We start from the raw sequence: 24086 nt of genomic DNA, 5'->3' as shown, positions 1-24086 counted from the left end.
CTCGCAATGACAAAACAAAGTTCGATCGAGCTTTTGTGATGAGAATCGAACCCGAAGAAATTATAATAATAGGGTGAAAAAATATAAGTTGATTTATGCTTAATACCCCCGTTGCCTTAATTATCTTCAAAAGACCAAAACAAACTCAACAAGTCTTTAACGCCATTCGTCAAGCTCAACCTAAACAACTATTCGTTATTGCTGATGGTGCGAGAAACCCCGAAGAAGTAGAAAAATGTCAACAGGCACAGGATATTATTAAACAAGTCGATTGGGATTGTCAAGTTTATACCAACTATGCAGAACAAAATTTGGGGTGTAGGGAAAGAGTTTCTAGTGGTATAACATGGGTATTTGAACAAGTGGAGGAAGCTATAATTTTAGAGGATGACTGTTTACCCCATCCTTCTTTTTTTCGCTATTGTGAAACCCTACTTGACTATTATCGAGAAGATGAACGAGTCATGGTAATTACAGGGGATAATTTTCAAGGGGAAAATAAAAGAACACCCTATAGCTATTATTTTTCTAAATATCCTCATTGTTGGGGCTGGGCATCTTGGCGACGGGCGTGGAAATATTGGGATTATAAAATGAGTAAATGGAATGAATATAAAGATTTAGACTTTATTAAATTTGTTCACGAAGATCCCTACGAACAAAAGTACTGGACACAAATATTCGATCGACTTTTTTTAGAAGGAAAACCCGATACTTGGGATTATCAATGGACTTTTGCTTGTTGGTCACAAAATGGCTTAACGGTGTTACCTAATGTTAATTTAGTATCAAATATAGGTTTTGGAGAAGATGGCACTCACACTTTTGGGGATAGTCCTTTTGCCAATATGCCCACGGAAGATATTGGGGAGATTATTCATCCTCCTTTTGTGGTGCAACATAAAGAAGCAGATTTATATACTTTTGACCATAATTTCGGCGGTTTAGCCATGAAGGAAGCGGATACTTTTAAAGCCAAGTTACGTTCTCGTGTAGGTAGGGTAAAAGGTAAGATAAAAAAATTGGTCAATATATAGCAATTAACAAGAATGATCAAAGAAATTAGGTGATGACTTTATCCAATTATTCGCCCTTAACTTTATCGGCAAAATCTCAGAAACAATTAAGATTCGATCGAGCATGGCAAGTTGCGATCGAAGCTAATAAATTATTAAAAGAAAAATATGGTGTTCAAACAGTAGCAGTTTTCGGCTCACTGTCTCATATCGATAAATTTAGAGATAGTTCTGATATTGATTTAGCAGTATGGGAGTTAAAAGATCAAGATTATTATCGAGCTTTAAGTGATTTATTGGAATTAAATCAAGAATTTTCCATAGACTTAGTTCAATTTGAAACCGCATCTATGCCCCTACAAAATACCATTAAAAATCAGGGCATTATTGTAGATAAAATAGCTTTTAAATATCCATTAGTAAGAGCTAAAAATCAACTAAAAATAATGAATAAATATTTACTTTTAATAGGAAAAATAGAGCAAGAATTAAAAGAATTAGAAATTTTAGTTAATAGTAATAAAAGATTATTAGACAAAATAAAAATAACTCAAGATGATGATTATTTAGGAAGTATTGCTTTAAATTTGCACAGTTTTTATTCAGGAATTGAGCGTATTTTTAAACAAATTGCCCAAAGTATTGATAAAAATATACCAGATCAAGCAGACTGGCACAGACAATTATTAAGACAAATGACAATAACAATTCCTGATGTGCGTCCTTCAGTTATTAGCTCCGATACTAAAATAATATTAGATGAGTATTATTCTTTTCGTCATGTCGTCAGAAATATTTATAGTATTAATCTAAAATCTGAACGAGTACAAGAATTGGCGATCGAACTTCCTAATTGTTTCCATTTATTACAGGAAGAATTAATAGATTTTATCAAAATAATGCAGGAAAATATCAATGAAAACCGATAAATTATTTTACACAATCTTTCTTTCTCAACCATCTCTAATTCATGAACTAATTCCCAGTATTCCTCCTGATAGTGAATATATTTATGATGCCCCCGTCATTAAAGATACAGAATTTCGTCTGGATGGTTTATTAACTCCCGTTAGGGAAGATTTGCCTCTGATTTTTTTAGAGGCACAAATGCAAAAAGATTCAGACTTTTATGGTCGATATTTTGCAGAAATATTTTTGTATCTGTATCAATATAAAATTAAAAGATCATGGTATGGCTTATTAATACTCAAAAACCGTCAAGATGATTTAGGAGAAGAATTACCTTATGAGAATGTCTTAAATACACAAGTAACAAAACTATATTTAGAAGATTTACTACCATTAAAGGATTTGCCTCCCAATTTATCTTTATTGAAACTCATCGTCACCCCAGAAACGGAAGCAGTAGAGTTGGCGAAAAAGATTTTAGATGAATCAGACAATGAGAGGGAATTTCAAAGACGATTAAATATCATCGAAGCTATACTAAATAGTAAATTCAGTCAATTAAATAACGAGGAGATATTAGCTATGTTAGACCTAAAAACCGCAAAAATGCCCAGTGAACCTGTATTCTATAAAGAAGTAGTTAGTTACTGGAAAGAACGAGCATTACAAGAAGGAGAAGCGGAGTTATTAATTCGTCAATTAACTCGCCGTTGTGGTGTTTTATCCGATGAACTAATGGAAAAGGTTCGATCGCTCTCTATTCCTGAGTTAGAGTCTTTGGGAGAAGCATTATTAGACTTTCAGGGTATGAGTGATTTAGAAAATTGGTTTCAAAACAATAACAATGAAAACAGATAAATTATTTTACCGAATTTTTCTCCGTCAACCGTCATTAATCGCTGAATTAATTCCCCATATTCCCCTTGATTGTGAATTTGAATATAATGCCCCCGTCATCAAAGAAACGGAAACTCGTTTAGATGGTTTATTAACTCCCATGAGTGATAACCCAAATATTCCGTTAATCTTTCTCGAAGCACAAATGCAAAGAGATACAAAATTTTATCGGCGCTATTTTAGTGGAATATTCAATTATCTTGATCAATATGAAACAGAAAGAAATTGGCATGGTTTACTAATTGTATTAAACCAAAAATTAGAGTTAGGGTCAGAAATGCCCTATCAAAACTTGCTGAATACTCAAGTAGAAAGATTCTACTTAGAAGATTTATTACATCAAGACAATTTAAGCCCCAATTTAGCACTACTAAGATTAATCATAACGCCTGAAGCTCAAGCACCATCAGAAGCGAGACAAATTTTAAACAGTGCCACAACGGAAATAGAATTTAGACTAAAATTGGACTTAGTAGAAGCGATATTGGTGAACAAATTTACTCAATTAAGTATAGAGGAGATTCAAAAAATGCTAAATCTGAGAGAAGCAGACGTGACTCAAACCCGCTTTTATCAAGAAGTTTTACAAATTGGTGAAAAACGAGGTGAAAAACGAGGTGAAAAACGAGGTGAAAAACGGGGTGAAAAACGGGGTGAAGCTAATCTAGCTATTCGCCTTTTAAAACGTCGTTGTGGTGATTTAACTCCTATTCAAGAGGAAAAGGTTCGATCGCTCTCCATTCCTGAGTTAGAGTCTTTGGGAGAAGCCTTATTAGATTTTCAAGGTATGAGTGATTTAGAAAATTGGTTTCAAAACAATAACCTTGAAAAAGATACTATAGAATCCTAGAAAAAAAATTAGATATTTTAATTAGAATAAACTTAGTCATAAAATACAAAGTAATTTTTATTAATATTGATTGTCGATCGAGAGTTTTGGGACAATTATTCACTATGAAAATATGACTTAAAATTCTTAAAACGTAAATCAATCAACTAATTTATTAACGTTAATCTACAATTTAAGCTAACTGAATTTATTTAATAATTAGAATATGTTAATTAGTTCTCAAATCAACCAGAATGACTATCAAGAAATCCAAAGACTAATTGGTCAATTTTCTGATAATTCTCTTGAACTATCTCAAGTGTGGCAATTAATTTATCAAAAAATAGAAGAAAAATCTTTAAATTGGACTAAAATTCGTACCTTAGAACTAATTTCCAAATTCGTTTACCCATTGAAAGAGTTTAATAATAATCATGTTAATAAATTAAAATATAGAGTAAAAATGCTAATTACTAATCCTGTCATTTTTCTCAAAAAACTTAAAGCTAAACTTAATAAAAACTTAAATAAAAATAATGATAAAAAGTCCATTAACCAATAGTGAAAATGTTACTTTACTAAAAACTTTACTTTCTGAGCAATTAATTTCTGATTGGAAAAAAAGTTTTAACATAGATATTAGTAATGAACTAAAAAACTACGATAAAATATACCTCTATCAATGTAATGATAGTCAGTTGAAGTTTTTTATACCCTTTGATATTGCAGGTTCAGATAAATTATATGAACAATTACAAAAATTTTATTGGTATTATATGCCCCGTAAATGGGAGCATGATATGGCAATTCAAGATTTATTAGATTCCGAACAAATATTAGAAGTGGGATGTGGAAAAGGAGCTTTTGTTTCAAGGCTTTCTCAAGAATATAATCTCAATGCTTTGGGAATTGAATTGAATAAAAATGCTGTTAAATATGCTCAGAATTTGGGTATATCAGTTATTGAAAAAAATATTTATGATTTAGCGAGTGAAAAACCTAATTCATTTGATGCGATTTGTACATTTCAAGTCTTAGAACATATCCCTAATTTTTTACAATTTATAGAAGCAATGATTAAGTTATTAAAACCCAATGGAAAACTAATTATTTCTGTTCCTAATTCTCTCTCTTTTTCAAAATATTCTGAAAATAACTTGTTGGATCAACCTCCCCATCACGTTACCCAGTGGAATGAAATAGCTTTTCGTGAATTAGCAAATAAATTTTCTTTAAAAATAAAGCATTTTAAACTTGAACCACTAGCAGAATATCATGTTGATTGGTATGTAGCAACTCAACTATCAAGGTTACCAAATATTAGATTAATAAAAAGTATTGCGTATCGTATAGGAAATAAAATTATTAAGCCATTATTAAATTTATCAATTATTCGGAATTTGATTATTGGTCATACTATCTATGTATGTTTTGAAAAATAAATCTAATTTATCGGTTTAGTTATTATCTTTATATGCCTATATTTTCTACAGAAAAGCTCGATCGAATTTTGCTCGATCGTCAAAAGCGGTGCTGCGCGATCGCACGAAGCTGTAAAATATCTTGCTAAAGTCAGAGGTGCTATGATTGGAGTAGAGGAAACTGAAGCCTTTATATTAGTTAGAAATATATCGAGATAAATTATGGTTGCTCAACTTAAAGTCAAATACTATACCCCAGAAGAATATCTGGAATTAGAAGAAAAATCAGATACCAGAAATGAATATATCGACGGAGAAATAATTGCTATGACAGGGGGTGCAACTAATCACAATCAAATCGCTGGTAACTTTTATCGGGCTTTTCCCTTAACTATTAACGATAAAGACTATTACATTTATATCAATGATGTAAAGTTATGGATTGAAGATTATCGTTTTTATACCTATCCCGATTTAATGATTATCGAAGGTAAACCTCTTTATCAATCTGATAACAATACGATCGTAATTAATCCAAAAGTAATTATTGAGGTTTTATCGGATTCTACTCAAAAGTATGATAAAACAGAAAAATTTAGAGCCTATCGATCCTTACCTAGTTTACAGGAATATATTCTGATTTCGCAATCTGGTTATTATGTCGAACAGTTTATCAAACAAACTGAACAACAATGGTTATTTAATGCCATTGAAGGGGAAAATAATCAGCTTTCTTTAGCTAGTATTGACTTCTCTATTTCTTTTAATAATTTATATCAGAGAATTATTTTTAATTCTTAATATTTGTAGTTTGCAATAGTTTAAAAACAGAGGATGATATTTTATCCGCTTCGATCGCGCAGCGCCACTTTGAGTGATCGAATCTTGCTCGATCGTCATTTAAAACTAGAACAAGAAAGACAAAAACCGTCTCTTAATTTTCAAAACCGATCTTAACGCTCAACTGTAATTAGTCAAAATAATTGAAGAAAAGTTAAAGCAACAATGAACAATCATTCCCCCAAAGTTTTACAACTTAATCAATCCGACATCAAAGGCGGAGCTGCGATCGCAGGTTATCGTTTACATCAAGGATTACTACGCCAAGGCATCGACTCAAAATTATTAGTAGGCAATATTGCTACGGATGACGAAAGAGTGGAGGGAGTTAAGAGAAAATATCGCCTCGAAAATTTACTTTATCGCTTCACCTCACGGTTAGGTTTCAACTATCTTAATCTAGTTAGTTCTTTCGATATACCTCAACATCCCTTTTACCAAGAAGCAGATATATTAAACTTTCATAACCTCCACACAGGCTATTTTAACTATCTTGCTATTCCGAACTTAACCCAAGCAAAACCTGCGGTTTATACCCTCCATGATATGTGGAGTTTTACTGGACATTGTGCCTATAGTTATGATTGTAATAAGTGGCAAGCTGGTTGCGGAAAATGCCCTTATCCTGAAGAATATCCAGCTATTAGTCGAGACACAACGGCTTTAGAGTGGAAACTAAAAAACTGGGTTTATAATCGTTCTAATATAACTGTTGTCAGTCCTAGTCAGTGGTTAACGGATCAGGCAACAAAAAGTATGCTCAATCAGTTTACCATTAAAACCATTCCCTACGGCATTGATACTAATGCTTATCAACCTTTAGATCAAGAAAAATGTCGTTACCTTTTAGGCATTGAAAATCAGCGAAAAGTCTTGATGTTTGGAGCGGAAAGTTTAAAAGCCACGAGAAAAGGAGGAGATTTATTATTATCCGCTTTACAAAAATTACCTCCCAGTCTGACACAAGAAATTACCCTTTTAACCATTGGTAGTGGAGGACAAAGTATTGCCAAATTAGTGGATATTCCCCATGTGGATTTAGGTTATGTCGGGTGCGATCGACTTAAATCTATTGCTTATTCCGCCGCCGATTTATTTATTTTTCCTACCCGTGCGGATAATTTGCCCTTAGTTTTACAGGAAACCATGGCTTGTGGAACGCCCATGGTATCTTTTAATATTGGAGGTGTACCTGATTTAGTACGTCCGAATATCACTGGATATTTAGCCCCTCCCGAAGATGCCCAAGATTTTGCTCAAGGTATTGTGCAATTATTGGAAGATGATAATTTAAGGGAAACTATGGCTAAAAATTGCCGAGATATAGCCTTAACGGAATACCCTTTAGAATTACAAGCTCAAAGATATATCACACTATATCAGGAAATTTTAAACAATGGTTAGGTGCGATCGAATCCATTAAACTTAATAAATAACTTTGGTTGGTTTTAATTAATGCCTATATTTTTTACCGAAAAGCTGGAGATCGAAAGGTTCGATCGTCATTTAAAACTAGAACAGAAAAAATAAAAACTGATTTGAAAATTATAAATGGAGTAAATTAAATCATGAAAAATACTATTATATTTGAAATATCTCAAGAGGAAGATGGAGGATTTGTTGCGGAATGTTTAACGGAAGATATTTTTACTCAAGGAGATACTTGGGAGGAATTAAAAACAAATATTAATGAAGCAGTTAAAGGTTTTTATTTTGATCAATCCACCTATCCCAATGTTAAGTTACACCTTGTCAAAAATGAAATGTTAGTAGTTAAATAGACTCATTTTTTTATTATAAATATGCCTATATTTGCCACCGAAAAGCTCGATCGAATCTTGCTCGATCGTCATTTAAAACTAGAACAAGAAAGACAAAAACTGATGATTAAAATCAAACAATGGTTAGAAGAATTTAGCAACGAATACGGTATTACCAAAGCATATATTTTTGGTTCTGTCACAAAAGAAGGGAGATTTCATGAAAATTCAGACATTGATATAGCCATTGAAGATATTTATCCTGAAAAATATTGTTTAGCCATCAGTTTATTATCCACCTATTTAGAAAGAGACGTGGACTTAATTAAACTAGATCAATGCCATTTTAGTCAAAGAATACGTCAAACAGGAATTGTATGGACAAAAACCGTCTCTTAATCTTCAAAACTGATCTTAATGCTCAACTACAATTAGTCACAATAATTGAAGAAAAGTTAAAGCAACGTAGTGAAAACCTAAATTCAGAAGATATTATTCGTTTAGAAAGTGTTGCTTATCAAATTCATAATCTTTATAATGCCGTTGAAGATTTATTGAAAATTGTAGCTACCTATTTTGAAAATAATATTACCGATAACAGTCAATGGCATAGTGCTTTATTAAGAAGAATGACTCAAGAAGTATCTGGCATTCGCCCTGCTTTGCTGTCTTCCGAAAGTTACTCAATTTTAAATAGTTTAAGAGGATTTCGTCATTTTTTCCGTCATGCCTATGGTTCAATGATTGAATTTGAACAACTTAAACTGAACCTAGATAAAGCCTTAGTTTTGTTATCCTATTTAGAACAGGATTTAACAATATTTATGGAAAAAATTGAAATATAATTTAATAATCATGCTATATGAGAATATGATCCCCCCTAACCCCCCTTAAAGAAAGGGGGAACTTATTGAAGATGTCGATCGAACCAATTTTAGAATTAATTAAATCAGGAGAAAATTCAAGGGTTGAGTTTAAATCAACAGAATTTCGCAATGAAAGTTTAGCCAAAGAAATCGTTGCTTTTGCCAATATGAAAGGTGGCACAATTTTAGTAGGGGTGGAAGATAACGGAGAAATCTCAGGAGTTGAAAATGTTCCCTTATTGATGGAAAAAATTATTTCCATTTGTCGTAATAATATTCAACCATCTCTCATTCCTGAATTAGTCTCCATTGCCTATGAAGATAAATTTATTCTGAGGATTGAAGTGGAAAAGGGCATTTCCAAGCCTTATAAAGTCAAATCCCTTAATCATTACTATATTAGAGCAGGTAGTGTGTCGATCGAACCGACTCAAGAAGAATTAATTAGACTCTTACAGGAAGGAGGACAATATCACTTTGAAGTGTCTTCTCTGCCTCGATCGGGAATAATGGACTTAGATCCTTTAAAATTAAACTATTATTGTCAAGAAATTAGGGGCATATCAGAAGACGAAAATAACCCTCGTGCTTGGTACAATTTACAAATTCTTGATCAAGAAGAAAGATTAACTATTGCAGGTAGTCTTTTTTTCTCTCGACAAATAGGGCGAATATTACCCCAAGCAGGAATTGAGTTAAATGCTTTTACAGGAAATGATGTTACTTCCCCTTTAATTGATAGTCTGACTTTAACCGAAACTATTCCCGAAGGCATTCAAGCAGGAGAATCTTTCGTGAAGCGTAACTCTCGTCATTTTCCTGTTTTTAATCAAGAAGAAACTCGCCGTCACGATATACCCGACTATGAACCGTTTGTGATTCGAGAATTATTGGTTAATGCCTTTGCTCATCGGGATTGGTCTATTTTTGGTCAATCTATTCGTCTATCATTATTTAACGATCGTTTAGAGTTATTTTCCCCCGGTGGTTTACCCAATACTTTAAATCTCGATCGAGCTTTAGCAGGTATTTCTTATTATCGCAATCCTTTAATTGCCCAAATGCTCAAAGATTATGGTCTAATGGATCGTTTAGGACGAGGATTATTAAAAATCATCAAATTCTACCGTTCTAATCAGCTTCCTCCACCGATATTTGAAAATACTGATACTTATTTTAGATCGATCGTGTATAAACCATAAAATACTCATCAAGCAGGAATTTTGTGATTAGAAAATTGTATAATCTCACTGAATCCTTTTACCCTAAGTCAAATCTTGAGTAATTATATGCAATATCAAATTTTTATCCAAAGTGAATCTGAACAACGTTTTACTGCTGAAATAGTTGGGATGTCTAACTTAGTGGCAGAAGGCACAACGGAAGAAGAAGCAGTGCAAAAAATCACAGCAACTTTAGAAAAAACAGTTTCTAGGGGTAAATTTATGAACATAGAAATTCAGGAACAAGAAAAGATTCCGCCAATGAAATATATGGGGATATTCTCTGAGGATCAAACATTTGACGATTTTATGGAAAAATTGAAATTAATTCGTCAACAGGCAAATGAGATGACTGATTAATTATGGCTAGATACATTTTAGATACCGATCATCTTAGTTTGTACCGACGAAACTATCCTCCATTAATAACTCGTTTATTGAAAGCTCAAGTTCAACTGACAACAACGGCGATTAACGTAGAAGAACAATTAAGAGGACGTTTAGCACAAGTCACTCAAGCAAAAGGTGGATTTACCCGCACTGTTGCTTATCAGCGACTAATTGAAACAGTTATGCTTTTGTCAGAATTTAGAATTTTACCCTATGATGGGAGATCAGATATAATTTACCAAAACCTCAAATCACAGCGTCTTCGAGTTGGTACTCAGGATTTACGAATAGCATCGATCTCCATCACTCATAATGCCATTTTATTTTAAACTATTGTCCCAGCCAAAAAATAACATTAAGTTATGTTACTATTTACAGTTACTCCAAATAAAAACCGAACACTAAGGAATAGAATAATTAGAAAATAATTATCTTTATTTTCGCAGATACTGTTTGATTCTTAATTGAAATTACGATATCTCCTGTTCAAAAATTATGCTTTAACTGACAATTCCAAAAACTATGATTTAATCATTTACTATATCAAGCCGATGTATGATCAACTGCCGAATTTATTAGTAATATCTGCCCAAGTTCCAGAAACAGCTTATTCAGGGTCGATAGTATTATATCGTCTTTTGGAAAGTTATCCTTCAGACAAATTAGCTGTTATTGGTTCTCCAGTTCAAAAAAATTCCAAAGTTTTAAATTGTAAATATGAAAAATTAAAATTGCCCTTTCAACGACTTAGCACCCGTACTAGATTTTCTCGTTTAATTCGTTCTCTGCGCTCATTACAAATTTTTCCTGAGTTTACAATAAGCTCAATTACAAAGATGGCAAAGGACTTCAAACCTGATGTTATACTTTCATTAATGGAGACTCAAGCCTATTATCATCTTGCTTATCGTTATGCTAAATTCCATCAATTACCTCTAGTTTTAATTGTCCATGATATTCCGGAAACTTTTGAAAAAGTCTATGAATGGGCTAAAGAGCAACAAATAAAAAGGAACAAAGAAGCTTATTCTTATGCTTCAAAAAAGCTTTGTGTAAGTCCGCAAATGGAAGCGTATCTAAAAGAAATATATGGTAGTTCAGGTGATGTCTTGTATCCCCATAGATCAAAAAACATCAAACCTCGCTCACCAGTAGATAACAAAACATTAAAGCAAAACGATTGTTTAACTATTGGTTATGCTGGAAGTCTGGCTTATGGATACGGAGAACAGCTTAAAAAAATGATTCCCGTTTTCAAAAAAACAAATGCGAAATTAAGAATTTACTCCCGCTCCTTGAATCCATTAGATTCTTCTGACGTTGTAAGCTATTGTGGATATACTGTTACACCTGAAGAAACTTGGGAAAAGGTACAAACAGAATGTGATGCCGTTATTTTACCTTATCTTTGGACGAACAATCAAGATCTAGAGCTTTTATATAGAACTCATTTTCCAAGCAAGTTGTCTGAATATCTAGCGTTAGGAATGCCTATTTTAATTTTTGGACCAGAATATGCTACGGGAATGCAGTGGGGTTTACAAAACATTCAATCTGTATTAACAATAACAGAAAATAATCCTGACACTTGGACAGAAGTTTTATTTAAACTGAGAGAATCACCATCCTTAAGAACAAATCTGAGTCACCAAGCGATAATGGTTGGTAATAGTGATTTTTCTACCGATATAATTCAGGAGCAATTTATCAACCATATTCAGGATTGTTTTGAGTAAAGACACAGTTACGTTTTAGAAAATAATGATAATAATGATAATCCTTCCTATATCAGCCATACTACCTACTCGCGATCGAGTCAAACCATTAACAACAATGCTCGAAGGTCTTGCTCAACAATCAGCTCAACCTTTAGAAATGATCGTTATTGATGGTTCTACCTATGAGCCGGAAGTGCGAGAAGCCCTTAAATTCTTATTAAAAGAGGGTGATACCTTCATCGATTGTGGTGCAAATATTGGTTATTTTTCCGTACTTGCTTCTAGTTTAGTCGGTGAATCGGGAAAAGTCATTTCGATCGAAGCTAATCCAGTAACATATAAATTATTAGTAAATAACCTTAGAACAAATAATTTTGGTGTTCCTATTCACTGTGCTTTAACTTCTAATGAAGGAGAAGTAGAACTATTTATGCCTAATGGTGGGGATGTTTATTCTAGTTTGCGTCAGGGCGGTTTAGTTACAGGGAAAAATATTCAATCTTTTAAAGTTTTAGGAAAGAAACTTGATAGTGTTTTTCAAGATTTGTCTTTGTCAAGAGTTGACTTAGTTAAAATTGATATTGAAGGAGGAGAACTTGATGTACTCTTTTCGTCCGTTTTTTTTGCTACAAAAAGTAAGACCTGTTTTTGTCATTGAATATGGAACAAACACCTGGCCTTCCTTTGGTGCTACCCCAGAAAAATTAAAACAGTTAATGACAAAATATAATTATTTGATTTATAGCTTTAATTCAATTAAAAAAACATTAGCAACAATAACAGAAGACATTTGGCAAAGTCCTTATACAAATCTTGTTCTTATGCCAGAAGAAATTAATCATCAAATCTTCCAATGAAAAATTCATGAGAATCTTCACCGCAATCAAGCATTCCATTAATCCTAAATATTATTATGGTGGACTTTGGAGTAGTAATTTTTATCCTGCCTTAACTCAATTAGGACATGAAATTATTGAATCTCAGGTAGATTTGCTCCCCGCAAGTCATTTTCTGCAAATCCCTAAAGAATATACACCTGAAGAAGAAAAAGTTAGAGAAAGAATTACCACATCAATTATTGATGAAGTTCGTAAAGCCCATCAAAAAGAACCCATTGATCTATTCCTTTGCTACTTCTACAATGCCCACTTTATTCCCGAAGGTTTTGAGGAAATTCATCAATTAGGCATTCCCACAATTAATTTTTATTGTAATAGCATTTATCAATTTGAATTAGTTAAAGAAATTGCGTCTAAAGTCACTTACTCTTGGCATCCCGAAAAAGATGCTCGTGAACTCTATTTAAAGGTGGGCGCTAATCCTATCTGGGTACAGATGGGGGCTGATCCTGAAGTTTATTATCCAATACAAGGAATTAAACGGAGAAAAAAGGCTTGTTTTGTGGGACAGAGATATGCCGATCGAGAAAGATTATTATCTCAGTTAATTCTAAATGAAATCCCCGTAGATATATATGGAAAAGGCTGGACAAACCAAGATTCAGAAACAAATAATCAATCCTCTTCTGAAGATTCTTATTTAGGTAGAAAAAAACAAACACCCGGGCATCTTACCAGTTATGTTGAAGTAATTAAAGGCAATATAAATCAGGAAGGCTTATTTGGAGGATTAGCTAGAACCCTGAAACAATTTCAGTACCGTAGAGAAACCCGTCACCTCTTATCTATCTTATCTAATTCAGCCTGTGGTTTTGCCGATAATCTCAGTCAAACCTTTGCCGAATATGAAATAATCCTGAATTTTAGTAATGTATGGGCAGATGGTCGCCCTGGATCGAAACTAATTCCCCATGTAAGATTACGAGATTTTGAAGCTCCCATGAGCGGTACTTGCTATATAACAGGTTATACAGAAGAAATTGAAGAATTTTATCAGTTAGGTAAAGAAATTGATACTTATAATAGTGTCGAGGAACTTATTGATAAAACAAAATTTTACTTAAATCATCCAACTGAGGCAGAGAAATTAAGATGGGCAGGATATAAAAGAGCAATAAGTTCTCACACATGGAAAAATAGATTTCAGGAATTATTCAAAAAAATAAAATGATACAAGCATTATGGGCAAAAGTTGGTCGGCGGTATCGTTGGTTATCATTAAAGTTAGCAGGAGCTAAAGTCGATTACGGACCTCAGAGTTGTGATAACTTTTTTAGTGGATATGCACCGAATTTCACTTGTGGCAATCTTTATATTTCTGAAGGGTGCAAAATTATTGTTGCCTCTCATAAAGGAAATCAAGGAAAACTAGAAATAGGGAATAATGTTTACATTAACTTTTATTCCATCATTGATTGTCATTTTAATATCATCATAGATGATGGAGTCATGATTGGTCCCCATTGCTATATATGTGATTTTGACCATGATATTTCTTTGACTGACAATGATTTCTCCATTAAACCAGATGGTATCGCTTCCCCTGTCTTTATAGGAAAAAATGCGTGGTTAGGAGCGGGGGTAATAATACTAAAAGGGGTATCTATTGGTGAAGGTGCTGTCATTGGTGCGGGGAGTGTGGTTACTAAAAACGTTCCTGCTAATAGTATTTACGTTGGTAATCCTGCTAGATTAATGAAAATGAGAGATTAATTAATATCCTACTATCAAAAAACACAAATATTGCAGAAAAAGATGACGATGTTATTGCCAATTTCCGCTCTACTTCCTACCAGAGATCGAGTCAAACCATTAACAAGAATGCTCGAAAGTCTTGCTCAACAGTCTGTCCAACCTTTAGAAATGATCGTTATTGATGGTTCTACCGATGAAGTAACTAAAAAATTATGTGAACAGTCTATTCCTAATCTTCAGACCAAAATTATTTATCATAAAGCCCAAGAAATTGGAGCAGCTACCCAACGCAACCAAGCCATGAAATATGCGACTCAAGAGCTAATCTGGCTAATAGAAGATGATATTATTTTTGAACCAGATTGTTTAATGCTACTTTGGAAGGCTATTGAAGATAATCCCCATTTAGGCGGAGTTAATGCCATGATTACAAATCAGAAATATCAGACTCCCGGAAAAATAAGTCGTTTCTTATTTCAATTTCTTAATGGTAAGCCAGAAAGTAGCTATGCAGGAAAATGTCTTGATGGTGCATTAAATCTATTGCCTGAAGATAATCCTTCTTTGCCCGATGTTGTATCCGTAGGGTGGTTAAATACTACTTGTACTCTGTATCGAAAAAAAGTATTACCCGATCCTTTATTTCCTCCTATTTTTACGGGTTATTCTTTGATGGAAGATGTAACTTTATCCTTAACAGTAGGGAAAACATGGCAATTAGCAAATGTGAGAACAGCAAAAATATTTCATGATAGCCAACCCGGAGATCATAAAAAGAGTGTTTTTGTTTTGTCTAAAATGGAGTTAGTTAATCGTCATTATGTGATGACTCAAGTTTTAGAACGCAATACTCTTGATGACTATTTTAAACTGTTTGTCTTGCAATTATTTGGTATTTTATCCTCTTTACAATCTTTTCAGGGGTGGCTTAATTTACTTGCTATGATCATGGGAAAAATATTTGGTGTTATGGAAATTCTTTTCCCCAAAAAACGTTCTATGGAGGTTAAAGGGTGATCAAAACTGGATTATCATTGATCAATAAAGTTTCTGAGGGAATTAAGTCTCGTTGGCGGAACTATTATTATCAAAGTTTAGGAGTTAAACTTCACGGCTATATTTGGATGCGTGACATAGAAATTCCCCGCAATTTTACTGATATTGAAATAGAAAGCCCTTGTGCATTAGATCGAGGTGTAACTCTTTTATGTAGTGGTGAACCCGTAGATAAACCGAGAATTTATATTGGTTCTCATACTTATATTAATCGCAATACTTTTATCGATGCCACAGAATCCATTATTATTGGAGAATATTGTGGCATTGGACCTAATTGTTATATTACTGATCATGATCACGGTTACGATGCCGAATTGCCCCCCCTAAAGCAACCAATGGTATCAAAACCGACTAAAATAGGTAACAATGTTTGGATTGGGGCAAATGTGACTATTCTTAAAGGAGTAAGTATAGGCGATCGCACCATTGTGGGGGCTGGAAGCGTTGTAACAAAAAGTTTACCCGAAAATGTTATAGCAGTGGGAAATCCCGCTCAAATAATAAAATATCGAACTTAAATAAAACAATTATGATCTCCGACTTAGTTACTATAAGCATTACCACCAAAAGTACTTGGTCAGTTTTAAGAATTACAATAAAATATACATTTATTACATTTAGAAATAGTCATTTAAAATTATGAAAGCAATAGAAGTAACTGCCACTATTGATGAAAAAGGACATTTAAACCTTGATCAGACTTTACCAGTTACAACACCTCAACGGGTGCGTGTAATTGTTTTAATGTCTGATAGAGATGATCCCACGGCTAGAGATATAATTAAATCTGATAATCTAGGGGAAAGAATTAAAAATAGATTTAATGGTTTACAAGATGTAAATATTCCCGTTATTGAAAGAGATGAAATTCGTTCTATTCCCAATTTTGAATAATGATTGTTTTAGATACTAATATAATTTCTGAGTTGATGAAAGGGGATGGATGTCATAATAATGTTTATTTACGGGTATCAAGACAACCTCTTAATAATCTCTATACAACTACTATTTCTCAAGCTGAAATATTTTTAGGGATTGCCATTTTATCGGAAGGAAAGAGAAAAGAAAAACTTAAAAATCTAGCTACTTTAATGTTTACTGAAGATTTTAATAATCGGATTCTTGCTTTTGATGAAAAGTCGGCGATTTCTTTTGCTGAAATCGTATCCAGTAGAAGAAAAAATGGACAACCCATTTCTCAGGCTGATGCCCAAATTGCCTCAATCTGTTATAGTAATAATGCTATACTTGCTACTCGTAATGTGAAAGATTTTATTGATTGTCAAATTACTGTTATTAACCCCTTTGAATAAATTTATAAGTTCAAATTGATTATGATCTCGAACTTACTTACCATAGGCATTACCACCAAAAATCGCTGGTCTGACTTAGAAATAACCTTACAAAAATTAGAAAAATTACAATATCATCTTATCCCAATCATTGTCTTTGATGACAACTCCGATACTGTTTGCCCCTTTGACATCAAACAATTTAATCTCAATATAGAATTACAAAGATTTAATCAATCTCAGGGCTATATTTTTAGGAGAAATCAACTAGCTAAAATCATCAAAACTAAATACTATCTGAGTTTAGATGACGATTCCTATCCCGTATCCGAGGGCTTAGAATCAGCCCTCACTTTTGCCGAATCCCATAATAACTTGTTGTGTGTCAGTTTTCCCATCTATAATCCAGTTTTAGGTCAATATCAAAATCAATCTTTTGAAACAAAACCTTATCAAGTTCGCTCCTTCATTGGTTGTGGTCATTTACTGCATATCGAAAATTTTCTGAAGCTGGGAGGATATAGGGAAATATTAATTCACCAAGGAGAAGAAATGGATATTGCCGCAAGAGGTTTTCAACAAGGATTTTATTGCTACCACTTCCCCGATTTATTAATTCATCATACGGCTTCTAATGAGGGTAGAAATTGGTATAGAATGGACTTCTATGGTTCACGAAATAACGTATTTTGGAATGATTGGTTTGTACCTAATGAGTTAAAGGTATATAAACAACTAAGAACCTTAATTTCCAGATTAATCTTAACGGTGAAAGTACGTCGATTGGGATTGATCACAGGAGAGATATGGGCATTCAAAAATCTTGCAAAATATGCTGAATACAGAAAGACTATGTCCAAAAAATTGTACAGTGAGTGGACAAAATTAAGATTCAGTTAATATAACAATTATTTATTTATGAATAATCAAAGTAAACCTTTACAATAATTAAGGTTTGCTGAATAACTCAGAAAGCCATTAAAATCAAAGGTTTAGGCATAATATATTAAGAAAAAAGTGCGCAGTTTTAAGGATTTTTATTCAAAAATTCGACACTTTTGACCTTATTCTATCTATCAACAGCATCAAAACCTTGATGTTTCAGTATTTCTCCTATCCTCTCTCTCCTGACTCCTATCTCCTGTTTCGATAAAGACTTATTCAGCAAGCCCTAATTATTTTTACACGTTTGAATAGGATTGCTATATTGAATAGGATTGCTATATAATCCTTATCAGCTAAAAATTATTTACTACCTTTAAGTTACTGAAATGTCTGCTTTCTTATATCGTTTTTTGCTTTCAATTAGGCCAACTCAATTGGGAGAATTAATTAAGACTATTCTGGGAATAAAAAGATTTAACCTAGAAACTTCCATGGGTCAACTATTTTATATAGATCCTGTTTCTAATTTTGGTTTCAATTTATTATCTAAAGGCATTTATGAGCCTCAAATGACTCAACTTTTATATCTTCTGCTTCGTGACTCTGATACTTTTATTGATATTGGTGGAAATGAAGGCTATTTTTCAATCATTGCTTCATCTTTGGTTAAAAATAGTTTAGTTCATTTGAGCCTCAAAGCAGATTAGGAGAAATTATTACAAAAAACATCAAACTTAATGATATTAAAAATATAGTTATTCACCCTACTGTTATTTCTAACAAAGTAGGTAATACAGTTTTATTTTTGCGACCTTCCACTAATACTGGGGCTAGTAGTTTGTTTCGTTATTGGAGAATTGGAAATAAGCAAGAATCTGTTCCTACAACTAATTTACGCAATTTTTTTCTTGATAACAAAATTACGAAAGTCCGTTTATTAAAAGTCGATTGTGAAGGTTCTGAATTTTTGATTTTTTCTGAGGAGACCAAGGATTTAATTGCTAAAAATATTATAGAATTTATAGCATTAGAATATCATCCTCAGATATGTGGAAAAGATAAATGCCAAAAAATCCACAATATTTTATGTGAAGGTGGATACTCTCTTACCAAGGTTAACGGTCAATGTATATATCATTTACCTGGATTAGAAACAAATATTAAAGATTTAGGTAGGTTAAATTTCTGTTGTAACTGGGATGATTAACATTTTCAAATAAAATATATGACCATCAACAGGAATCAACGATATTTATGTTGTCAAATAGGAGCTAGAGAACATTATGCCATTCCCAGAGCTTTAGAAAAAATGAATCAGTTAGACTGTCTGATTACAGATAGTTGGATTTCCAATCGATCGATAATCAATAAACTACCAGAGAATTTTTTGAGAAATCTCAGGGAAAGATTCCACCCTGATTTGAGTCAAGCTCAGATATTTAGTTTTACCGAATCTCTCATCGCTTTTGAACTACAACAACAATGGCGGAAAAGGAAGGAATGGAACAAAATAATTGCTAGAAATAATTGGTTTCAAACAAAAACCGTTAATTTATTGAAAAAACAGTCCTTTGTGTCACCTAAGAGAACACAAGTTTGTGTTTTTGCTTATAGTTATGCCGCCTTAGATATTTTTCGTTACGCTAAATCTCAAGGATGGAAAACCATTTTAGGACAAATAGATCCTGCTATTGAGGAAGAAAATCTAGTTCAAAAACTCCATCAACAATATTCATTTCATAATTCTATGTGGCAACCTGCTCCTCCACAATATTGGAAAGATTGGAAACTAGAATGTGAATTAGCCGATGAAATTATAGTTAATTCTGAATGGTCAAGTTCTGCTTTACAGAAAGTTGGTATTCCTTCCCAGAAAATTGAAATAATCCCCTTAGTATATGAGTCAGAAAAACCTAATAAATTATTTACCCGAAGTTATCCAGATTGTTTTAATCAACAACGTCCTTTAAAAGTACTTTTTTTAGGGCAAGTTATCCTCCGTAAAGGAATTATTCCTTTATTAGAAAGTGCCACATTATTGAAAGATCAACCGATCGAATTTATTATAGTTGGTTCTTTAGGCATTAGGAAACCAAGCCTAGAAGAATATCCTAATGTAAAATGGATTGGTTCAGTGCCTCGTAGTATAACCGCCCACTATTATCAAGAGGCAGATGTGTTTATTTTTCCCACGTTATCGGATGGTTTTGGTTTAACACAACTGGAAGCCCAATCATGGCAATTACCGATTATTGCTTCTCAATATTGTGGAGAGGTGGTTAACCATGGTGTTAATGGTTTAGTTTTGTCGGAGGTTAGTGGTGAAACTATTGCTCAAGCCTTAAAGTTTTGCATTGATAATCCTCAAGAGTTACAAAACTTTGCTAACAATGCACAAAATTATTTTGAAAATTTTAGCCTGATGAATTTACAAAAAGAATTATCAAAAATCACTTTAGAATAAAAATATTAAACTTAATTGGTTAATCAATGACGATCTTATCTTCCCGACATCCTAAAAATCTAACTGATAGTCTTTTGCGAGAAAAATACCCCATTTATCCTACTTTGGGAATAGTAAGTGTTTGGGTTGGTGCAATCTCAGCTTTATCGTTAATGCCCATAGATCCCTTTCCAGCAGGGGCTTTATTTGATTCGGCGGTGGCTTTGACTATTGGTATTGCTTTTCCAGTGATTTTAGGTTTTTTTCGTAATCCTCAAACGATTTTAAGAATTGAAAATATTTTAGTTTTATCTCCCATTTATTGGTTACTACTAGATTTATTACAGGGCAGTTATGACTTAGTTTCTGTGAGTAGAGAAGGTATTGAAGGGGCTTTTATTTCGATCGCACTTTTTGTGAGTGGTGTTTGGTTGGCTTCTAATTCTAAATCATGGCAATTACCTAAACCATTATTAGAATCCACTAATTATTCCTTAGATGAAAAAATTACCTTTAAACTAATTCTGATTTTTTTCTCTTTGGGAATTTTTAAATATGCTTATGCCTGTGGATTTAATCCCATGACAATGTTATTTTATGTCGGACAAAGTCGCTGGAATGCCCCTTGGAGTAGAGGAATGTTAGGAGGATGGGATGCTTTTTTAGACCACTTGGGTTATTTTGGATTTTTATTGCCAACACTGACTTTAATACTTTTTTTGCAATATAAAAAACTTAATTTTCAGGTAAATTTTTCTATTATCTTATGCGTGATTATGGTGGCTTTTCTTAGTCACGGAGGAGGAAGAAGAATTGTCGGAGTAGTAATTGGTGCAGCTTTAATTTACGGATTTATTCAATTAAAAAAGGTAAAAATATGGCACTTTTTTATTGCCCTATCGATGACAGGATTGCTATTATTTTTTATGCAACTCATGGTGGAATATAGAGGTGTTGGGTTTCAACAAATATATAAAACAGGAGAAATTGAATTAATTAGAGACAAACTTCATGTGGACGATAATTTTCTGCGTTTATCTCAAGTTATTGACTTGATCCCAAAACAATATCCTTTTGTGTATCAGAAACAGATAGTTTATATTTTAGTTCGACCGATTCCTAGAGTTTTTTGGCCTGGTAAACCCATTAATGCTGGTTTTGATTTAACCAGTGCAGTGGGACTAAGTGGATTATCCTTATCTTCTTCTGTGATGGGGGAACTATACTTAACTTGGGGATATATATTTGTTTTTATTGGCGGTTGGTTTTATGGCAAATTAGCAAAGATGATTAGTCCACTATTAATACAGGAAAGATCTTCAGCAAAATTAGTTTATTGTTTATCCTCAATGACTTTATTTGCTGGAGTAAGATCGATGTTAGATTTAGTCTTGATGAGTTATGCTTTAATTGCTTGGGTTATGGTATCTAATTTAATCTTATTTAAACAAGCACAAAATCAAGACATTATAGAGGATAAGGACTAGGTTTAATTTATGAGTAAAACTAAAATCTTAATTTTTACGGATATACCTTCACCGTATCAAGTGGAATTATTTAACGCTATTGTTGAGCAAACAAATTTAGATTTGACGATCGCCTATATTCAAGGTCAAAGTCCTAATAGAAAATGGAAAAATGAATCCCTAAATCATAAGCACATCATTTTAGATAATAATTTGGATAAATATCAACAATTGAGAAATTCAGCCAGTGATTTTGATCTAATTATTTTTGGATACTATCAACATCCAGAGGTATTAAAAATAATGAGCAATCGACATAAAAGTAAAAAGCCTTGGTGTTTTTGGGGCGAACCACCGGGGTATAATTATCGTCATTTTAGTTGGTTGGGGAAAGTCTATCGTTACTGGAAATTAAATATATTGCATAAATCCAATACACCGATTTGGGGAATTGGTAATTGGGCTGTGGAAAGGTATAAAAAAGAGTTTGGGAATCAAAGATTATATTTTAATTTTCCTTATTTTTCTAACCTCGATCGATTTGTGGCATTAAATGAAGACAAAATTAAGCAAAGAGACACTCTGAAGTTTCTTTTTTCTGGTTCTTTAACTTATCGTAAAGGAGTTGATTTATTAGCTTTAGCCTTTGGCAGATTGGCAAAAGAATTTGACCATATAGAACTAATTTTATTAGGGGAAGGAGATTTAAGGGCGAAATTGGAAGAACAATTATCCCCATATAGTAATCGAGTTAAATTTTTAGGGTTTCAACCATGGGAAAAGTTACCAGAGTTTTATCAACAAGCAGATATTTTTTGTTTTCCCTCTCGGTATGATGGGTGGGGATTAGTTGTACCAGAGGCTTTAGCTAGTGGACTTCCCGTCATTGGTACAGACAAAACAGGTTCGGCATTAGAGTTTATTCAGAATGGATATAATGGTTGGTTAATCAAAGCTGAAAAGGAGGATTCTTTATATCAAGCCATGAGGAGTGCGATCGAGCTTTCAACAGAGGAATTAGACAATTATAGTGACTCAGCTAAACAAAGTATCAGTGAGCATTTTCTTCATGATGGTGTAGATAAATTTCAAGAATATGTTGTGAAAACTATCAAATATTGTACTAATTTTTAATTCAATGGTAAAGAAAAATGATTTTGAATTACATTCGCTATTTAAGAAATATTGATTTAATACCTCTGATTAAAAAAAATCAAGAATTATATAATATTAATCTAATTTCCAATGATATTCTTAATTGGCAATTAGATCAGTTTAATGATAATTGGCAAAACATCCAGAAAAACGTTCCCTATTTTTTCAACCTTATCAAAAATCAAAAATTACCTAAATCTTTTTCTTCATGGCAAGAATTTCAAGAATTAATGCCCATAATGACAAGAAAAATTATACAAAATCATTATGAAGAATTTATAGATCAGTCAAAAAAACCAGATTTTTTTCTGACAACGGGAGGATCTACTTCTGAACCAATTAGTTTACCATCATGGAATTCTGAATCGAAGTATGATGAAGCAAATCGTTGGTATGCAAGAAGTTGGTACGATGTTACACCCTCTGATAAATTATTTTTGATCTGGGGGCATAGCCATTTATTAGGAAGTGGAATCAAAGGTTGGATTAATGCACAAAAAAGATTGATTAAAGATCAATTTTTGGGCTACTATCGATTTTCTGCTTATAATTTGACACAACAATCTTTAGAAAAAGCTGGTGAAGAATTAATTAAATTTAAACCGAATTATATTCTTGCTTATTCAGGAGTGCTTGATCGATTTGCTCGTGTTAATGTTCATCGAAAATCAGAATTTCATCAGCTAAAATTAAAAGTTGCGATCGGAACTTCTGAGGCTTTTCCTAAAACTGATAGTGTACAAGTTATTTCTGATACTTTTGGGTGTCCTGTGGCAATGGAATATGGGGCTGTGGAAACAGGAAATATTGCTCATCAAACAAAACAGGATAAATTTTCGATTTTTTGGCGAGATTATTTAATAGAAGGCAGACAAAAGATGTCTCAATCTGATCAATATGAAATTCTTTTAACTACACTATATCCAAGATGTTTCCCTTTGATTAGATATGAAATTGGGGATATATTTGTTACAGATAGTCCTAATTCTCTATTTGTGCAAGAGTTTGATCAAATAATTGGTCGCACTAATGATTTTATAACATTAGATGATGGTAGTTTTGTTTCGATCGCAACTTCTGCTTTTATGCAAGCAATTAAGGGAATAAAATCGATTACAGACTATCAGATTATTCAATCAAAAAATTATCAAATCACATTAAATTATGTTTCAGATTCTCTCTTGACATCTGAACAAATTAGAGAAATCAAAAGACGTTTACAAGAAATAAATCCCAGACTAGAGGAGACATTTATACAGCGTGTTAATTCTATTGATACTACCCTTGCGGGTAAAACTAAGCGACTTATAAAAGAATAATTTA

Annotated in this window: 29 protein-coding genes; all 29 read left to right on the top strand. The window is 32.8% G+C overall.

What is annotated here, in order from left to right:
- The first annotated feature begins 95 nt into the window (after positions 1-95).
- The 29 genes from ACN4EE_RS08235 (at position 96) to ACN4EE_RS08095 (ending at position 24082) form a co-directional block, all read left to right on the top strand.
- Positions 96-1037: a glycosyltransferase family protein gene (locus ACN4EE_RS08235; protein ID WP_431705939.1), complete on the top strand. Its 942-nt coding sequence runs from the start codon at positions 96-98 to the stop codon at positions 1035-1037.
- Positions 1038-1069: 32 nt separating this feature from the next.
- Complete coding sequence (locus ACN4EE_RS08230) at positions 1070-1945, top strand: nucleotidyltransferase family protein (RefSeq protein ID WP_431705938.1); 876 nt, start codon at positions 1070-1072, stop codon at positions 1943-1945.
- Entirely contained in the window at positions 1932-2783 is an 852-nt protein-coding gene (locus ACN4EE_RS08225) for a DUF2887 domain-containing protein (RefSeq protein ID WP_431705937.1), read from the top strand. The genes ACN4EE_RS08230 and ACN4EE_RS08225 overlap by 14 nt, the downstream gene beginning before the upstream one ends.
- Positions 2770-3672: a DUF2887 domain-containing protein gene (locus tag ACN4EE_RS08220; protein WP_431705936.1), complete on the top strand. Its 903-nt coding sequence runs from the start codon at positions 2770-2772 to the stop codon at positions 3670-3672. Before ACN4EE_RS08225 ends, ACN4EE_RS08220 begins: the two co-directional genes overlap by 14 nt.
- Positions 3673-3877: 205 nt before the next feature.
- Positions 3878-4213 carry a hypothetical protein gene (locus ACN4EE_RS08215; protein WP_431705935.1) on the top strand — a complete coding sequence of 112 codons (336 nt, stop codon included), beginning with the start codon at positions 3878-3880 and terminating at the stop codon, positions 4211-4213.
- Positions 4188-5093 (top strand): class I SAM-dependent methyltransferase, encoded by a 906-nt coding sequence (locus ACN4EE_RS08210; RefSeq protein ID WP_431705934.1) that lies wholly within the window; start codon positions 4188-4190, stop codon positions 5091-5093. Before ACN4EE_RS08215 ends, ACN4EE_RS08210 begins: the two co-directional genes overlap by 26 nt.
- A gap of 201 nt (positions 5094-5294) precedes the next feature.
- Complete coding sequence (locus ACN4EE_RS08205) at positions 5295-5873, top strand: Uma2 family endonuclease (protein WP_431705933.1); 579 nt, start codon at positions 5295-5297, stop codon at positions 5871-5873.
- Between the two features lie 204 nt (positions 5874-6077).
- Positions 6078-7316: a glycosyltransferase family 4 protein gene (locus tag ACN4EE_RS08200; RefSeq protein ID WP_431705932.1), complete on the top strand. Its 1239-nt coding sequence runs from the start codon at positions 6078-6080 to the stop codon at positions 7314-7316.
- A gap of 164 nt (positions 7317-7480) precedes the next feature.
- Positions 7481-7693 carry a type II toxin-antitoxin system HicB family antitoxin gene (locus ACN4EE_RS08195; RefSeq protein ID WP_431705931.1) on the top strand — a complete coding sequence of 71 codons (213 nt, stop codon included), beginning with the start codon at positions 7481-7483 and terminating at the stop codon, positions 7691-7693.
- A gap of 21 nt (positions 7694-7714) precedes the next feature.
- On the top strand, positions 7715-8071 hold the full coding sequence (locus ACN4EE_RS08190; protein ID WP_431705930.1) for a nucleotidyltransferase family protein: 357 nt from the start codon (positions 7715-7717) through the stop codon (positions 8069-8071).
- Complete coding sequence (locus ACN4EE_RS08185; RefSeq protein WP_431705929.1) at positions 8050-8517, top strand: ribonuclease toxin HepT-like protein; 468 nt, start codon at positions 8050-8052, stop codon at positions 8515-8517. Before ACN4EE_RS08190 ends, ACN4EE_RS08185 begins: the two co-directional genes overlap by 22 nt.
- Before the next feature lie 71 nt (positions 8518-8588).
- Entirely contained in the window at positions 8589-9740 is a 1152-nt protein-coding gene (locus ACN4EE_RS08180; RefSeq protein ID WP_431705928.1) for an RNA-binding domain-containing protein, read from the top strand.
- An 87-nt stretch (positions 9741-9827) separates the two neighbouring features.
- On the top strand, positions 9828-10121 hold the full coding sequence (locus ACN4EE_RS08175) for a type II toxin-antitoxin system HicB family antitoxin (protein ID WP_431705927.1): 294 nt from the start codon (positions 9828-9830) through the stop codon (positions 10119-10121).
- 2 nt (positions 10122-10123) lie between these two features.
- The gene (locus ACN4EE_RS08170) at positions 10124-10480 is read left to right on the top strand and encodes a type II toxin-antitoxin system VapC family toxin (protein WP_431705926.1); all 357 of its coding nucleotides are present in this window, start codon (positions 10124-10126) and stop codon (positions 10478-10480) included.
- A 222-nt stretch (positions 10481-10702) separates the two neighbouring features.
- Complete coding sequence (locus ACN4EE_RS08165; protein ID WP_431705924.1) at positions 10703-11887, top strand: glycosyltransferase family protein; 1185 nt, start codon at positions 10703-10705, stop codon at positions 11885-11887.
- Positions 11888-11984: 97 nt separating this feature from the next.
- The gene (locus ACN4EE_RS08160; protein ID WP_431705923.1) at positions 11985-12527 is read left to right on the top strand and encodes an FkbM family methyltransferase; all 543 of its coding nucleotides are present in this window, start codon (positions 11985-11987) and stop codon (positions 12525-12527) included.
- Between the two features lie 206 nt (positions 12528-12733).
- Positions 12734-13939, top strand: a complete 1206-nt coding sequence (locus ACN4EE_RS08155; protein ID WP_431705922.1) for a glycosyltransferase family protein — start codon at positions 12734-12736, stop codon at positions 13937-13939.
- Positions 13936-14481, top strand: a complete 546-nt coding sequence (locus ACN4EE_RS08150; protein ID WP_431705921.1) for an acyltransferase — start codon at positions 13936-13938, stop codon at positions 14479-14481. Before ACN4EE_RS08155 ends, ACN4EE_RS08150 begins: the two co-directional genes overlap by 4 nt.
- Before the next feature lie 48 nt (positions 14482-14529).
- A complete protein-coding gene (locus ACN4EE_RS08145; protein WP_431705920.1) occupies positions 14530-15480 on the top strand; it encodes a glycosyltransferase family 2 protein in 951 nt (316 codons plus the stop codon).
- Positions 15477-16040 (top strand): acyltransferase, encoded by a 564-nt coding sequence (locus ACN4EE_RS08140; RefSeq protein WP_431705919.1) that lies wholly within the window; start codon positions 15477-15479, stop codon positions 16038-16040. Before ACN4EE_RS08145 ends, ACN4EE_RS08140 begins: the two co-directional genes overlap by 4 nt.
- Positions 16041-16161: 121 nt before the next feature.
- On the top strand, positions 16162-16416 hold the full coding sequence (locus ACN4EE_RS08135; protein WP_431705918.1) for a hypothetical protein: 255 nt from the start codon (positions 16162-16164) through the stop codon (positions 16414-16416).
- Positions 16416-16835: a type II toxin-antitoxin system VapC family toxin gene (locus tag ACN4EE_RS08130; RefSeq protein ID WP_431705917.1), complete on the top strand. Its 420-nt coding sequence runs from the start codon at positions 16416-16418 to the stop codon at positions 16833-16835. The genes ACN4EE_RS08135 and ACN4EE_RS08130 overlap by 1 nt, the downstream gene beginning before the upstream one ends.
- 21 nt (positions 16836-16856) lie before the next feature.
- On the top strand, positions 16857-17714 hold the full coding sequence (locus ACN4EE_RS08125; RefSeq protein WP_431705916.1) for a glycosyltransferase family 2 protein: 858 nt from the start codon (positions 16857-16859) through the stop codon (positions 17712-17714).
- Positions 17715-18085: 371 nt separating this feature from the next.
- Positions 18086-18406: a hypothetical protein gene (locus tag ACN4EE_RS08120; RefSeq protein ID WP_431705915.1), complete on the top strand. Its 321-nt coding sequence runs from the start codon at positions 18086-18088 to the stop codon at positions 18404-18406.
- A 5-nt stretch (positions 18407-18411) separates the two neighbouring features.
- Entirely contained in the window at positions 18412-18906 is a 495-nt protein-coding gene (locus tag ACN4EE_RS08115; protein WP_431705958.1) for an FkbM family methyltransferase, read from the top strand.
- An 18-nt stretch (positions 18907-18924) separates the two neighbouring features.
- Positions 18925-20163 carry a glycosyltransferase family 4 protein gene (locus tag ACN4EE_RS08110; RefSeq protein WP_431705914.1) on the top strand — a complete coding sequence of 413 codons (1239 nt, stop codon included), beginning with the start codon at positions 18925-18927 and terminating at the stop codon, positions 20161-20163.
- A 26-nt stretch (positions 20164-20189) separates the two neighbouring features.
- Positions 20190-21629 (top strand): O-antigen polymerase, encoded by a 1440-nt coding sequence (locus ACN4EE_RS08105; RefSeq protein WP_431705913.1) that lies wholly within the window; start codon positions 20190-20192, stop codon positions 21627-21629.
- Between the two features lie 9 nt (positions 21630-21638).
- A complete protein-coding gene (locus ACN4EE_RS08100; protein WP_431705912.1) occupies positions 21639-22742 on the top strand; it encodes a glycosyltransferase family 4 protein in 1104 nt (367 codons plus the stop codon).
- Between the two features lie 17 nt (positions 22743-22759).
- The gene (locus ACN4EE_RS08095) at positions 22760-24082 is read left to right on the top strand and encodes a phenylacetate--CoA ligase family protein (protein ID WP_431705911.1); all 1323 of its coding nucleotides are present in this window, start codon (positions 22760-22762) and stop codon (positions 24080-24082) included.
- The last annotated feature ends 4 nt before the right edge of the window (positions 24083-24086 follow it).

Source organism: Geminocystis sp. CENA526 (assembly GCF_050753365.1).
In the GTDB taxonomy this organism is placed as follows: domain Bacteria; phylum Cyanobacteriota; class Cyanobacteriia; order Cyanobacteriales; family Cyanobacteriaceae; genus Geminocystis.
This window is presented reverse-complemented; position numbering and strand designations above follow the sequence as displayed.